The 14,883-nt window shown below is 51.6% G+C and carries 10 protein-coding genes; 6 read left to right on the top strand and 4 right to left on the bottom strand.

Going from position 1 to position 14,883, the window contains the following annotated elements:
• Window positions 1-30 precede the first annotated feature (30 nt).
• From BUF15_RS01610 to BUF15_RS01590, 5 genes are all read left to right on the top strand, one after another.
• A complete protein-coding gene (locus tag BUF15_RS01610) occupies window positions 31-1,266 on the top strand; it encodes a diaminopropionate ammonia-lyase (RefSeq protein ID WP_073611672.1) in 1,236 nt (411 codons plus the stop codon).
• 125 nt (window positions 1,267-1,391) lie between these two features.
• A complete protein-coding gene (locus tag BUF15_RS01605) occupies window positions 1,392-1,889 on the top strand; it encodes a putative pterin-binding protein (RefSeq protein ID WP_073611671.1) in 498 nt (165 codons plus the stop codon).
• 20 nt (window positions 1,890-1,909) lie between these two features.
• Window positions 1,910-4,282, top strand: coding sequence for a putative bifunctional diguanylate cyclase/phosphodiesterase (locus BUF15_RS01600; protein WP_073611670.1), 2,373 nt, complete (start codon window positions 1,910-1,912; stop codon window positions 4,280-4,282).
• A 151-nt stretch (window positions 4,283-4,433) separates the two neighbouring features.
• Window positions 4,434-5,258: a rhodanese-like domain-containing protein gene (locus BUF15_RS01595; protein ID WP_084553337.1), complete on the top strand. Its 825-nt coding sequence runs from the start codon at window positions 4,434-4,436 to the stop codon at window positions 5,256-5,258.
• A gap of 23 nt (window positions 5,259-5,281) precedes the next feature.
• Window positions 5,282-6,397 carry an NAD(P)/FAD-dependent oxidoreductase gene (locus BUF15_RS01590; protein WP_073611669.1) on the top strand — a complete coding sequence of 372 codons (1,116 nt, stop codon included), beginning with the start codon at window positions 5,282-5,284 and terminating at the stop codon, window positions 6,395-6,397.
• A gap of 81 nt (window positions 6,398-6,478) precedes the next feature.
• Here BUF15_RS01590 and BUF15_RS01585 read toward each other — a convergent pair whose 3' ends face one another.
• A complete protein-coding gene (locus BUF15_RS01585) occupies window positions 6,479-7,300 on the bottom strand; it encodes a crotonase/enoyl-CoA hydratase family protein (RefSeq protein WP_073611668.1) in 822 nt (273 codons plus the stop codon).
• Between the two features lie 120 nt (window positions 7,301-7,420).
• Complete coding sequence (locus tag BUF15_RS01580) at window positions 7,421-8,542, bottom strand: AI-2E family transporter (RefSeq protein WP_200802305.1); 1,122 nt, start codon at window positions 8,540-8,542, stop codon at window positions 7,421-7,423.
• Between the two features lie 329 nt (window positions 8,543-8,871).
• On the opposite strand from BUF15_RS01580, the gene BUF15_RS01570 reads away from it, so the two are divergent.
• Window positions 8,872-11,151, top strand: a complete 2,280-nt coding sequence (locus BUF15_RS01570) for a mechanosensitive ion channel family protein (protein WP_159441194.1) — start codon at window positions 8,872-8,874, stop codon at window positions 11,149-11,151.
• Between the two features lie 124 nt (window positions 11,152-11,275).
• Here BUF15_RS01570 and BUF15_RS01565 read toward each other — a convergent pair whose 3' ends face one another.
• Both BUF15_RS01565 and BUF15_RS01560 read right to left on the bottom strand, forming a co-directional pair.
• Window positions 11,276-12,751: an HD-GYP domain-containing protein gene (locus BUF15_RS01565; RefSeq protein WP_084553332.1), complete on the bottom strand. Its 1,476-nt coding sequence runs from the start codon at window positions 12,749-12,751 to the stop codon at window positions 11,276-11,278.
• The gene (locus BUF15_RS01560) at window positions 12,649-14,613 is read right to left on the bottom strand and encodes a hypothetical protein (protein WP_143170596.1); all 1,965 of its coding nucleotides are present in this window, start codon (window positions 14,611-14,613) and stop codon (window positions 12,649-12,651) included. Before BUF15_RS01560 ends, BUF15_RS01565 begins: the two co-directional genes overlap by 103 nt.
• Window positions 14,614-14,883 lie beyond the last annotated feature (270 nt).

The following is a 14,883-nucleotide window of genomic DNA, read 5'->3' as shown; positions in this document are numbered from 1 at the left end:
CGTTCTGTCCCTTATAGTATCAGGTACATCATGCCAACATTCTATCTCAACCCGCGTGCTTCTCACGCTCCCTATCCGCCAGAACTGCAGCATATTCTTAACATTGGAGCAGCTGCCGAAAGCAGAGCCTGGCTGAAGCACTGGGATCGTATCAACATGCAGGGAACTCCGTTACGGGAGCTGCCAGGGCTGGCAGCCCGACTCGGAATGAAGAATATCGTCATAAAAGATGAATCACTCCGTTCTCAGGTCGGCAGTTTTAAGGCTCTGGGTGCCCCCATAGCCCTGGTGCGCTTGCTGCTTCGGCTGATGCCGGAGAAACGACTGAACATTGATGCCCTGTTCATGGGCAGCTATCGAGAGCTCCTGCAGGATATAACTGTCATAAGCGCCACTGACGGCAACCATGGCCGGGCCCTGGCGGCTGCCGCCCAGTCGGTTGGCTGCCCCTGTGTCATTGTGCTGCATGGTGGCGTCAGCAGCGAACGGGAAAACGCCATTGCAGACTACGGTGCAAAAATCATCCGCATCGGCGGGAATTATGACGAGTCCGTCGAAGAGGCGGCCCGCCTTGCCAGCGAAAACCGATGGTATGTGGTATCCGACACCTCCTATGAAGGCTACGAGGATATCCCCCGCGATGTGATGCAGGGCTACGCCATTATCGGGGCCGAAGTGATCGAACAGTGCCTATGTCGCCAGGAGACCCCTGCCTTCTCCCACGTTATTCTCCAGGGCGGTGTTGGCGGGTTCGCGGCAGGAGTGGCGAGTTTTCTCTGGCAATATCATGGTAAGCACCGGCCCCAGCTGATCGTGGTTGAGCCGCGGGAAGCAGACTGTCTCTACCAGAGCGGCATCGCCGGTCAACCAGCCAAGGCAACTGGTGCGGTTGACTCACTCATGGCGGGTCTTGCCTGCGGGGAATGTTCCCCGCTTGCCTGGAAAATATTGCAGCCGTGCATCGACGCCTTTCTTGTCATCGAAGACGAAGCAGCCGTCAGAGCAATGCAGGTGCTTGCAGCCGGCAGAGACCAGGATATTCCAATAATCGCCGGTGAGTCAGGCGCAGCGGGCCTTGCCGGATTACAGACGCTGCTGGCAGATGAGCAGCTGAAAAAAAAGGCCCGGCTTGATCACAACGCGCATGTTCTGCTGATAAATACCGAAGGAGCCACCTCGCCCTCAATCTATCATCAACTCGTTGGGGAAAATGCACTTTCAGTGAAGGTACGGCAGGACTGCTGGCAAAACCGAAGGGTAAAATAGAGCGACATTGATGAGAAATCAGGACTCGTATAGTCATTCTCCGCCTCCATTCATTTTTCCCCTGTAATATCATTACGCACATCTTATATTTGAAAGAACCTACACCAAATCTACTGGAGGTTCCGATGAAAACGCTTTTGGCCTATATCCTCCTGCTTGTTGCTCTTCCTACAACCATTGCCCTGGCTCTTGACCCGCCCCAGGGTACGGTACTGCTCACCATCAACGGAAAAATCACCACCACCAACACCGAAGGCGCTGCTCAGTTTGATGTGGCCATGCTCCAGGCCTTGCCGCAAAAGACAATAAAAGCCGAAACACCCTGGACCGCAGGTGTCACCAAATTCTCCGGTCCGCTGCTGCGAGATGTGCTGCAAATGGTGGGTGCCAATGGTGACAGTTTGCTTATGACCGCCATCAACGAGTACCAGGTGAAAGTGCCAGTGACCGATGCAAATTTTTTTAACTGCATCCTTGCGATGTCAGTAGATGGTGAAATATTGACCATACGCACCAAAGGACCCCTTTGGCTGATTTATCCCTGGGACACGTTTGATGCCCTCAGAACCGAGACCTATTACTCCCGTTCTATCTGGCAGCTCAAAGCAATCGAGATTCAGTAAGCATTGATGGGCATCTGCCGATGATCTCCCGCCGTCTGAATATCACCTCCTTGGGACTGCTTCTCACGATCGTTGCCGGAGGTGTCGGCCTGATCTTGCTGCTCTCCAGCCTGCAGGAAGAGCTGGCTATCCAGCGCCGCATCTTTCGTGAAGATAGGGTGTGGCTTGCCGGCCAGCTGGAGCGGGAAGCGAGAATGTTCCGACACGCCGTACTGATCTATTCCGAAGGCAACAACTCGGTATCCCATGAAGAAATGAATCAGCTCTTCGATGTACTATGGAGCCGGATCGAGTCCATGGATAAGGGACAACTCGGCCAGATGTACCTGCAGCTTGAAGGCTCCGCAGAAGCACTGCAATACGGACGCACCATGCTCCACGATCTCGAACCGGAGGTGGCCAAGTTGCAGCCCGGAGATCGGAGCACCCGCGACCGAATCCTCAACCAGGTCGACCAGGCAGTGGAGCAGTTTTACCAGATTGCCCGCCGCTCCTCAGCCTTGAATCTCAAGCAGCAGGAGGCACGACGACGTAATTTTGAGCAAACCAGCTCACGGGCTATGTCAATGGTGCTGGTCATCTTCGTTTCCGGTGGCATATTGGTGATCCTCCTCACCATCAAACAGCGGGCAATCAACCGATTGACCCAAACATTGGAAGACAAAGTCCGCGACCGCACACGGAAGCTGGAGGAAAGCAATGAACGGTTGCTGATGCTTTCCGTCGCCATTGAACAAAGCCCTGCATCGGTGATCATCTGTAACTGTGATGGTTTCATCGAATACGTCAATCCCCGTTTTGAACAGGTTTCAGGCTACAAAGCCCATGACGTTATCGGCCGCAATCCCCGCTTTCTCCAATCGGGCCGTACTACCGACAGCACCTATGAAGAAATGTGGAGTACTGTTCGAGCGGGTCATGAATGGCAAGGCCAAATCTGTAATCAACGACCTAATGGTGACCTTTACTGGGAACAGATGTCGCTTACCCCAATCAAGGACACAAGCGGAGCAACCATCCGTTACCTTGCGGTCAAGGAGGACATCACCCAGCGCAGACAATATGAAGAACAGCTGTTGCGCCAGGCCAATTTCGACAGCCTGACCGGCCTCCCCAACCGGATGCTGGCCATCGACCGGCTCAACCAGGTGCTCCGGCAGGCCCGTCGTCGCAACGCGTCTGCCGGACTGATGTTTGTCGATCTCGACCATTTCAAACGCATAAACGATACCCTGGGACATGAGGCGGGCGATCAGCTGCTAAGGGAAGCGTCACAGCGTCTTAGCGGATGTCTGCGTGAAGGTGATACCGCTGCACGGTTCGGCGGCGATGAATTTATCGTCATTTTGCCGGAACTGAGCAGCACAGACGATGCCCACCATATCCTGCGCCGGATCATCGAGGCCTTCAGCCAACCGTTTATGATCGCTGGAACCGAGATATTTACATCCACAAGTATTGGTATCGCGCTCTATCCCGGCGACGGAGACAGCCCCGCGCTACTCCTTCGAAACGCCGATGCCGCCATGTACCAGGCCAAAGCCGCTGGCCGCAATACCTACCGCTTCTTCGTTCATGAGATGAATGAACAGGCACAGTTAAGAGCGAGAATCGAACATCATCTGCGCACGGCCCACGAGCGCAATGAACTGCAGCTACGCCTGCAACCCATCGTTGATACCGAAACCGGTCGTCTGGCAGGAGCAGAAGCACTTCTGTACTGGCTCTCACCGGAATTGGGCGAAGTCCCTCCGAAAACCTTTATCCCTATCGCGGAAGAGTCGGGCCTGATCGTTGATATTGGCAACTGGGCCCTGCTTGAAGCCTGCCGTGAAGCCAAACGCTGGCAAAATGCGACAGGTACCCTCATCGATATCTGTATAAATATCGCTGGCCGCCAGTTCCGGGACGAGGATTTCCCCAAAACTGTTCGTAAGGTTCTCGCCACCACGGATATTACACCATCACGTATCTGCCTTGAAATAACCGAAAACACCCTGATGGAAGATGAGCACCACGCCCGAAAAATCATAGAGCAATTGGTGCAGATGGACTTGCGAATAGCCCTTGACGATTTCGGCACTGGCTATTCAGCGCTGAGTTACCTCGGTAAGTTTCATATCGACACCCTGAAAATCGACGGCAGTTTTCTCAAAAACGTTCTTCCCGACTCCAACGAAGCCACACTGGCTGCAGCCATCCTCTCCCTCGGCAGGAGTCTGCAGCTCAACATGGTAGGAGAAGGCGTCGAGACTCTGGAACAACTCAACTTTTTACGCGCGCACGGTTGCCCGATGTGCCAGGGTTACTATTTCAGCAAACCGCTTCCTGTAGCTGAATTTGAAGAGTTGGTGACAACATGGGAAACAACCCTTAGCAGTAAAATCGGATAACTCACCTACCATTCTCGCCAAATTCCATTGTCTCAAGGGCATAAAAGCGTTAGGCTTATATGGTATCCCTACCTTAATAAGAAAGAACATACATCTTGACGTTACAGGTTTTTACATTAAACCTTATCCTAAAGCCCGGTGGAGGTGCATCATGCGCTGGAAGCAGTTCTTCACCCCGGTCCAATCTATGGATGGACTTGAAACACGTAAATTTCTGGAACAGCTTTCTGGAGATGACTACAATCTCATCGATGTCCGTCAGCCGGGCGAATATAAAGATGGCCACCTCCCCGGAGCCAAACTGATACCGCTTGGCGATCTCGCCGATCGCGCTAGAGAACTCGATCCGGACAAACCAACCGTGGTCTACTGAGCCATCGGAGGGCGCAGCCGGGTTGCTGCGCAGATGCTGGCAGGAAAAGGGTTTGGCAAGGTTATCAACATGGCCGGCGGCATAAAAGGCTGGAACAGTGAGACAGCGGTGGGACCGGAAGACCTTGGCCTGTCGCTTTTCACCGGACATGAGTCTCTTGAAGAAGTCCTGGTTATCGCGTATTCACTGGAGAAGGGTCTTTTTGATTTCTACATCTCCATGACGGAAATAATAACAGACACCAAGGTCAGACAGCTCTTCAACCAGTTATCAACCATTGAGATCAAACATCAGGAGCGGGTTCTCGCCGAGTACAACGACCTGAAAAAGAACCACATAACCCGTGAAGAATTTGAACAACAGCCGGCTGCAACCATGATGGAAGGCGGGCTGACCACTGAGGAGTACCTGGCGCTCTACAAACCGGATCTCGATTCGATTCGCGATGTGGTTTCACTGGCCATGGGCATCGAAGGTCAGGCACTTGACCTCTACTCGCGGGCTGCGGACAGGGCCTCAAACAAAGAGGTGAAAAACAGTCTTTTGAAAATCGCCGATGAGGAAAGGGCCCACTTGAGACAGCTTGGAGCCCTACTGGACTAACTTTCTGCTGATCAAGGAAAACCATGACCAAAAAACTGGTAATAGCAGGCGCCGGCCACGCCCACATGCTGACCATGGCCAGGCTGCGGGAGTTTGTCGATGCAGGCTATGACGTCACGGTGATCGGGCCCTCCGAATATCACTATTATTCCGGCATGGGTCCAGGTATGCTTGGCGGCTCATACCAACCGGAAGAGATCCGCTTCGCCTCGAAACTTGTCACAGAGAAGATGGGTGGCCGCTTTGTTCTTGGTCAGGTCGAAAAAATAGATCCCTCTGCCCAACTGGTCCATCTCGATTCCGGTGAGGTCATTGGTTATGATGTTCTCTCCTGCAATCTCGGTAGTCAGGTTCCCAAAGAAGCAGTCGAGGGGCCGCTTGATGATGTCTACATGGTAAAGCCCATAGAGCGGCTCCTTGAAACCAGAAAGAGAATCATTGAGCTCGGTGCGGAAAAGCCAATCAGGGTCGGGGTGATAGGCGGGGGCCCTTCTGCGGTGGAGATTGCAGGCAATATCTGGAGGATTGGCCAGGAAAACAACATGCACGCCATCGCCATCACCGTTTTTGCCGGCAAGCAATTGATGCCGCATCACCCCGACAGCGTTCGCCGCCGGGCCACGAACTCCCTTCAAGCGCGCAACATAGAGATCCGTGAAAACTGTCGGGTGGGAAGTATCAAGAAAGGGAAGGTAACCGACACCAACGGTAACGAATATCTCTTTGATATCATTATGGTTGCGGTAGGCGTAAAGCCAAGCAAGGTCTTTATTGAGTCAGGCATTCCCACCGGACCGGACGGAGGTATGCTGGTCAACGAGTTTTTGCAGAGTCCGAAATATCCGAACATCTTTGGCGGCGGGGACTGTATCTGTTTCGAGAAATCACCGCTCAACAAGGTCGGGGTCTACGCAGTACGTCAGAATCCAGTCATCTTCCATAACCTCCTGGCCGCTCTCAAGGGAGACGCACTGCAACCATTTTCACCGGGCGGGAGTTATCTGCTCATCTTCAATCTCGGGGACGATACCGGCATCCTCCATAAATGGTCAATCCAGTTCGGTGGCAGACTGGCCTTTTTGATAAAAGATTATATCGACCGAAAATTCATGCGCACCTTCCAGGCATTGGAGAGCTAACTGATACAGCGCATATTCATAGCTACTGACAGTTCAGTTGAGACTGACAGGCAAAAGACATGATCAGTCACCCATCAACTCTCAGTCCATCCCACGAAACCTGGGCTTTCGTTTTTCCCTGAAAGCGGCCAGAGCCTCAAAAAGATCTGCCGAAGGAATGATATTGGTACTTACGGATGCGACATATTTCAGGCCGCTATCGATCGCGCCCTCAATTGCGGTATTGAGAACATCCTTGGTGGCCTCCACAGCAAGAGGTGAGTTTTCGGCAATCTCCTCTGCCATGACCTGGGCCGCGCTCATGAGTGCTTCCGGAGATGCATAAACGTCATTGACAAGGCCTATCCGGCAGGCACGTTCGGCATCGATCGTCTTCGCCGTCATGGCAAGCTCCCTCGCCAATCCCTGGCCAACAATCAGCGGTAACCGTTGCAGCACCCCAACATCTGCGACAAAACCGACCGCAGCCTCTTTGACGCAAAATAGAGCCTCTTTTGAAGCGAGGCGGATATCGCAAGCCGTGGCAAGATCAAGCCCAGCCCCAAGGCAGAATCCATGAATCGCGGCAATGACCGGTTTCCGGCAGCGCTCAACCGAACTAATTGCCTGCTGCAACACCTGGATCTTCGGCAAGAGACTCCACTTGGTCGCTCCCGACTGGTCCCTGTTCTGCAACTCCGGCAACTCGGGAACCATCTCCTGAAGGTCTATACCGGCACTGAAATCATCCCCCTTACCGGCAAGAATCACAGCCCGTATCTCTCTGGCAGCCGACAGCTCACTAAAGATTTGTGGCAGTTCCAGCCACGCTGCCTTTCCCATGGCGTTTTTCTTTTCGGGTCGGTTCAGCCAAACCACCGCAATTGGTCCCGATTTTTCAACATGATAGAACGTCGTCGTCATCTTTTAACCCCTCCTTTGTTTTTACTGCAATCTACCACAGGAAGGTTCGTATAGAAAACAAGATATTAACGTTCACGTAAAATAGATATGAAAAAGATGATCATAGCCGATAACGATGCCCTATGAAGCCGATGAATCGATAGGCTCCGCTTCCACATCCGGGTTTGTGTCCACCCACCTGATGAAGATTTGATAACCAAGAGCGAGGAGTGTGGCCCCGATGAACATGCCAAGGATCCCGCTGCTCGCCATACCTCCCAATGCACCGAGCAGAATCACCGGCATCGGCGCATCAACCCCTCGACCGAGCATCAGCGGTTTCAGGACATTATCCACAGTACCGGCCACTATCAGCAAAACGGTAAAACTGATTCCACCGACAGTTGAGTAATCACCAATAAACCAGATATAGCCTATGGCCGGCAGGGTCACCAGCAGCGCCGGCAACTGGGCAATCCCTAACACCAGGACACATAACGACAGGACTCCAGCCCAGGGGATACCGGCCAGGATCAGCACCAGGCCGATCAATAGTGCCTGAATGCAGGCGATGCCGATAACGCCTGCTGCCACCGCCCGTATCGTACCTGTTGCAAGTTTGGTGAATTCCTTCCCCCGTTCCACACCGGCAATACGCTGGAAAATCCTCTGCATTGCTTTTCCTCCCGACGTTCCGAAAGCCATGATGATTCCGGCAATAATAAACGAGAAGAAAAAAAGCAGCATCGTCCCCCCCAGTCCGGCAACGATTCCCAGGGCTTTTTTTGCCAGTTCACCAATTTTCGGCTGCATGGACTGCAGCACAGCCGGCAGGTCACTATGGGCCTCCGACCAGAATTCATACAGCTGCTCACCAACAATAGGCCACTCGCCAACACCAGCTGGAGGCGCTGGGACCTCCAGGGTATTGTTCTTTAAATCGTTGATCAGGCCATGGATGGAATCACCCAACGAACTGACCAACAACGTGGTCGGAATGACGATCACCACAATGCTGAAAAACACCAGCAAGGTAGCAGCAAGCCCCTGCTTGCCACCGATCCGGCGAGCAATCTGCTGATGGATCGGGTAGGTGGTCACCGCCAGGATCAGCGCCCACAACATTAACGAAAGAAACGGTGAAAATATCCTGTAACAGAGGATGATCATCGCAAGGAGCATTCCAGCCCGGATAAAAACATCCAGCAGCAGGGCGGAAATGCGCTTTTCCTGTTCATGGTCAGGGTTGGGAGCCATATTCATGAGCCATTCCTTTTTTAAAAAATTCGATGTTCGAGAACGTTGTCGCACAATTCTTGGATGAAGGGCAAAGGCAACGAATGCCTATCAAGAGTATGAACCATTTTCCTGTTACTGTCCAACGTGAAAAAAATATCTACTCCAAGGAGAGAGCGATTTTTTGCTTTCGACATTTTCACCTGCTGCAACATCTCATATTCAACTGATATCATAATTACTCTTTTCCTTTCCCTTGTCCTCCGGTATCATCACCCCTGAGGTGTTAGGAACCTCTGCTTTCTGACTGATAAAAAATTTCCGCCGATACATTATCTCTAGTTATGGGAGGTGCTATGAACCACAATCTCACACGTATATCCTGCACAGTACTGTTCATGTATCTGTGTCTTTTCGTTCCACTTGCATTTGGCGCAAGTACACCACTCTCCCCTCCTGCTCAACAGACAACAACAGTTGCCCAGGCAACTACTCCAGCTCCAAGCCAGGAAGTTGCCCAGAAGGAGCACAAATCTCCTGCTGTCGCCCTATGGCTGCATATGCTGGATACAAATGAATACGCCGAAATAGAAAACAGTAGTGTATTAGCCTTTGCGCCCCAGGTTCCAGGCGACCTCGCTCGGGTTCTCGCATCCGTCGGGGGCGAAAATGGTGCAAAAGGGTTATTTCACGCGCTGTTTCTTGTCGTTGTCTCCCTCGCCCTTGGTTTTCTCATCGTTTTCACGGCCAAACGTTTTGCTGGAAAAGTCATCGCCCAACTCGAACAGATTTCCCCTCCAGCAGGCGATAGCATCTCCGCGCTCTGGGCAGGTTTTGTGCAATCAATACCTCGTCTTGCCAGCGTCGTCCTGCTGGCAGTGTCATCAACACTCATCTTTCTCTTTCTGGGTGACAATGTAACGGTCGCCGGACGAATGCTGTTTCAGCTCATCCTGGGTATCGTGCTCGCTATTGTAATCTGCTCCTTGCTCAGCAAGATTGTTTTTGCCCCACAGGACAGGATGGTGCGGCCAATGGCCCTCAACGATTCTATCGCAAAATCCCTTTACCGCGCGACCGTCATCTCAACTGTCGTTATCCTGTCAGGTAAAATGACTGGTCGTTTCATCTTCGACCTCGGCGCTCAGCCTCAGACCGTTTCCTGGGTGGCAATCATTATCGGCACCACCGTCATAGCCGTTTTGTGCAGTCTGGTGATCTATCTTAAAACCCCTGTCTCAGAATCATTGCAGGCAGATAATAAAGGGGAAGGAAACGGCTGGATCAGGGAACAACTTGTCTCCTATTGGCATGTCCCAGCGATGCTCTATCTTTTTTTCGCGTGGTTTATCTGGCTAGGCGAGGAGCTTTCGGGAACCATCGTCAGAGACAATTCGTTTCTCATCAGTTTATTTATCATCCCCATTTACATCGTAGCCAGTTACGCCGGCCGATCCATCATCCGGTCCGTAATAGACTCTCTCGGCGTCGGGACAGTGCTCAGCCCGGCGACGAGCAGCGAGAAAACAGATGACGACGCAGCAGCCGCCATGGAAGGGGCACTTGCCCGTAAAAAAGAGATTGAATCGAAAACCTACCTCATTTTTCGTATTATTCTGGTCTCTGCAATGGCAACGTGGACCCTGACACTCTGGGGATACGATATTCCTTTTGCCAAGGATGCCATGAAAGCCATATTTGAATCACTCATCACCTTGGCCCTGGCATTGCTGGTCTGGCGCCTCGCATCAACCTATATTGCAAGGAAGATTGAAGAAGCGACCCCGCCACCTTCTGAAAACGCCGAAGATGACGACAATGAGTTCGGCGGCGCTGCCCCTGCCAGCCGCAGCCACACCCTTCTACCGATGCTTCGCAAGGTGCTTGCCTCGACCCTTATTCTCATAGTGAGTCTGACCATCCTTTCGGCCTTAGGCATAAATATTGCCCCAATTCTCGCCGGTGCCGGCGTGCTTGGTCTGGCAGTAGGCTTTGGCGCCCAGAAGCTCGTCTCAGACGTTCTTTCCGGCTTTTTCTTCCTGCTCGACGACGCGTTTCGTGTCGGTGAATACATTCAGGCAGGATCAATAAAAGGAGCCGTTGAAGCAATTACGTTGAGAAATGTTATGCTGCGCCATCATCGCGGCATGCTTCAGGTGGTGCCACATAGCGATCTGGGAGCAATCACCAACTATATGCGAGGTGGCATTATCGTGAAATTCCCGCTGGAATTCCCCTATGACACCAATATCGATAAGGTGCGAAAGATTATCAAGAAGGTCGGTATAGCAATGCTCGAGGATGAAGAGCTGGGCAACGATTTCATCCTGCCGGTCAAGTCCCAGGGCGTGAATGAAATCACCAATTCCGTCATGATCATCCGGGTCAAATTCACGGCCAAACCCGGCAAGCAGTTCACCATTAAACGAGAAGCATTCCGACGTATTACCGAGGCACTCACCGCCGCCGGTATCCATTATGCCCATCGCAAGGTCATTGTTGATTTTCCCGAAGACAGCCACCGCGACACCATGAGTGAAGAGACAAGAAAAAAAGCTCTGGAGGCCGGTGCTGCCGCAGTGATTGCCGCTGAAGCTGAGCAACAGCAGCAGGCCCTGCCTGTAAAAGAGGAATGAGCTGTGAGATAAATATGCTGTATTTCCGCTGGCACTGCGTCTCATTTACCATGCAGCACGATGAACTATTCCCAAATGACGGAGCAAAACCGGGTCGACAAAAGTGAAACCGGTTTTGCTCCGTTCAGCATTCCCGCTCAAGCCCTGTTATATACAATTTTTGAGATTCGGGACTGGCAAGATCAAGTCGATATCCGGGAGATCCTTTGTATTCTTCTGAGTCTTCCGCAACACTGATCTCGATCTGCGGACGCGAGAGATTTTTCCCCGCCGAAACAACAACTCCTTTGCGACCGTCCGATAGCTTTACAACATTTCCCGGAGGATAGAGGCCCACGACAGCAATGAAATGGGCAAGCAGGGCCGGATGATAGGTACCTTTATCGGCGAGCATGATCGAATAGGCCTCATGCGGGGAAAACGGCGGTTTGTAGGGCCGGATGGCTGTCAGCGCCTCAAAGACATCACAGATCTGCATGAGTGCCGTCAAAGGATGACGGGGCAGCCAATCCGGCAACTCGGGATACCCCTTACCGTTGTAGTGGATATGGTGTCCCCAGGCCACAGCAATATCCATGGCTGTCGTATTCGTGTGACCAAGTAGTATTTCGGCTCCGAGTGGAGAGTGGCCCTTCATAACAGCAAATTCATTGTCAGTGAGCCGATCGGGTTTGAAAAGAATCTCTTCCGGAATTTTGCTCTTTCCTACATCATGCAATAGGGCCGCCGTGCCCAGATCGAGTAGGGTCGTATCATCAAGTCCAAGGGTGGTGCCAATATACACGGCCAGGGATGCAACCCGTACTGAATGCCCCACTGTGTAGGTATCGAAATTCGGGTAGTGAATATGTTGCATAATATCCGAGAAATTTGAACGGGTATATTGCAAGAGATACTCACTGACTGACTTGGCACTCTCAATATCGATATTGCACCCGAGCAACGCGTTGCCGTGAGCGCTCTCCACAACATCGAACAGTGCCTGAAAAAGAAGATCCGGAGACTGCATCACCAAATCGGCGTCTTTACCCATCCACGTAAACTTCCTGTCCCTGGGAACCATCTCGGAAGGATCGCTATACTTGTAGGCAACCGTGATATTGTTTATGCCACGGGAAAGCAGCAGCTGTCGGGCTTCCGTCAAACTCCCCACCGGCTGGGAAAGCTCGACATTGAGATCTAGAAGGCGCGCTATATCCTGAACAGACACGGTGCGAAGGAAAGTAAAGCCACCGCAACTGAGCCTGTCTGCCAGCTGAACCAGTTGATGTCCGACCACACTGGGGCCGGTGAGTCTCCTGCCGTTGTAAATAAGGGTTCCCTCAATTATCCCGACAAAGAGTTCTTCTTCCTGGGATGCTTGAAAATATGCGTTGAGGCTTTTTATAATATTAGACACAACTTCCCGAACTTTATTGTGTTTGGCAAAATACAGTTTGCGGATTCCCATTCCCCGGGAGAGGAGGATCAAGAAATCATTGAGCTCGCTATCGACTTTCATGACACACTCTTTCTTATTGTCTTCGAGCGCCGCAACGCCCTGAGGGAATCGGCAGCCTTCTTTCGGCACATCACCGGCCATTCCGGAATCAACAGCCATCGCTTGGACTCGATAATCGTTTCCAGGGTCGGTTTTCCTGCTTCCGCATGCAGTTCACCGATAATTGAGATAGCCTTCAACACGAATGATTCAGACCGATTTTCCCGAGGCAAGGCCAAGAGAGATTCTGCAATTATCTCACCGGCAAGCCGCGCGGCGTCTACTGATACCGGTGCATGGGGCTTCGATTGTTGCAGATAGGTTCGAAGAAATTGCACATGCAACGGATTTTTTTTGTCAAAAAATGGGACCACCGTTTCGATGGTTTCGCCAGGAGGATGCAAGGTGAAATCCTGAATGATTCTCGATACCAGTTGCGACTGCAGCGAGGTGTTTAACAACAGGCTAAACAGCTGATAACTATCTGGCTGGAGGTTCGAACACACATCGGGGGCCACGGTATTCTCTTGAAAACTATCAAGCTCCTGCAAAAGAGGAAGACTACTTTTTTGAGCCTCCATCGGCAGACTGCTGACCCTGTAACAGAGATAGTGAAAGTCAGCAGGAGCCCTCCTGCTGCCAAGACGGATAAGCTCATTCACCGCATGAGGCCAGACTTTCCGCAAATCCTGGGGACTGCAGTCATCAATTATCTGATTCAGCAACACGATGGAAGAAGCCGGTTGAGAACGTCGTAGGGGCGGCAAAACTATCTTCAAGATGCTGGCAAATCTGGTCTGCTCAACCCTACGCAAAATGCACTTCATTCCCTGCACCAGAACTTCCCATTCCGATTGATCCAGCTTGCTGGTGAGGATATTCCGCATTGATTGAAATATACGTGCTTCAATGTCCAGCGGTAGTCCTCGCTCCAGCTGAAGAAGCAGTATCCCTAGCTCTTCTCTTCGATCAGGTGCAAAGAGTTTGCTGAGCTGTATTTTCCCCGGGTGGTTCAAACGAACGAACTCATCCAGCTTCACCAATGGCACCACGGGAAATGCTTTTTCCCCGGCCTTCCTGTCAGGCGAGATTTTCTTCAACCCCTCTTCTTGGCCTGCCGGCTGATTTTTTACCATTGAAACAAGCAGATTTATAGCCTCCTTTGAACGCTTCACCGAGGTATGCTGTTCAAGGGCCTGAAGAATCGATGCCAGGGAATTCAGACTGTCAGCAGATGAGGTGCTGCCCGTACCGGGACCAACTTGCTCCTCCCCGGTTATCCGGATCAACATCATTTCAATATCCTGCCAGTCAACATGGGGTATATCGGCTTGCGGGGCGATATCCGCTACATCCTTGGCCGCCAATGACTCCATCACCGCCCGGCAGCGCGCCAACTGTTGCCCGGCAACGCCTTTCTTCTGCAGTCGCTCCATAAACTGCTCAAGAGACGGCTGTGCTCTTTCATCAGACGAAGATTTACCGGACACAGTTGCAGCCTGTGTGGTGAGAAATTCTTTCTGGGTAATCCGAATAGAATAGGGCAGATCATGAAAATCTATCTGCTGAAAAAAACGGGACGACTGGACTTGGGCTTGATACTGCAGCATTTTCTGGAGAAAGGAAGTGATCTCACTCGCCTCGATCTCGCGATCAATTTCCAGCTCGTCAATTCCAAGAGTTGACAAAATTGAGACCAGTTCGTTGGTAAAGGCACTGGTCCTGGGAATTTCGATATTTTCCAGAAATAATTGATCGTTCCGAAGAGAAAGGTGAACCGATGAGTTGTCCCTCGCCACCCTGGCAAGATCGCGTTGGAAATTGCCCGTAGCTTTCGTTAGGACAGAATGGCCATCAGGATAATACAACCCAATCTTCATGAGCCGTTGCAGCGAATGCATCAGGCTCTGGACATCAGATAGGCTGGAAAAAGGTTGTCGTTGATCAATTGCTGTCATCGCCTTCGACACAACACTGGACATAGCAGATTTTGGTTGAGTCCCTAGTAAGGAACTGTGTACATCCAAAACACACCAGACAAGCCCCCCTGTCCCTGTCCACATCCAGCATACCCAATGTCTCACCGAAATGAAAATTTTTTTCCAAAAATATTCGCATGTTGCAGATAAAATACTACTGTAATATGGCACCTTGCGCGATATTGGGTAGCTGATCAGAAAAACAACCACAATATGGCCTCTTCTGTAATTACTATTTTGCCCATTATCACCATCAGTATATTTGACAACTCC

The organism is Desulfopila aestuarii DSM 18488, assembly GCF_900143695.1.
Lineage (GTDB): Bacteria > Desulfobacterota > Desulfobulbia > Desulfobulbales > Desulfocapsaceae > Desulfopila > Desulfopila aestuarii.
This window is presented reverse-complemented; position numbering and strand designations above follow the sequence as displayed.

Bases quoted from the DNA above. Each gene is read 5' to 3' on its own strand.
- BUF15_RS01610 (WP_073611672.1), top strand. From the start codon at position 31: ATGCCAACATTCTATCTCAACCCGCGTGCTTCTCACGCTCCCTATCCG.
- BUF15_RS01590 (WP_073611669.1), top strand. From the start codon at position 5,282: ATGACCAAAAAACTGGTAATAGCAGGCGCCGGCCACGCCCACATGCTG.
- BUF15_RS01580 (WP_200802305.1), bottom strand. From the start codon at position 8,542: ATGAATATGGCTCCCAACCCTGACCATGAACAGGAAAAGCGCATTTCC.
- BUF15_RS01605 (WP_073611671.1), top strand. From the start codon at position 1,392: ATGAAAACGCTTTTGGCCTATATCCTCCTGCTTGTTGCTCTTCCTACA.
- BUF15_RS01600 (WP_073611670.1), top strand. From the start codon at position 1,910: ATGATCTCCCGCCGTCTGAATATCACCTCCTTGGGACTGCTTCTCACG.
- BUF15_RS01560 (WP_143170596.1), bottom strand. From the start codon at position 14,613: ATGTCCAGTGTTGTGTCGAAGGCGATGACAGCAATTGATCAACGACAA.
- BUF15_RS01570 (WP_159441194.1), top strand. From the start codon at position 8,872: ATGAACCACAATCTCACACGTATATCCTGCACAGTACTGTTCATGTAT.
- BUF15_RS01585 (WP_073611668.1), bottom strand. From the start codon at position 7,300: ATGACGACGACGTTCTATCATGTTGAAAAATCGGGACCAATTGCGGTG.
- BUF15_RS01565 (WP_084553332.1), bottom strand. From the start codon at position 12,751: ATGGCTGTTGATTCCGGAATGGCCGGTGATGTGCCGAAAGAAGGCTGC.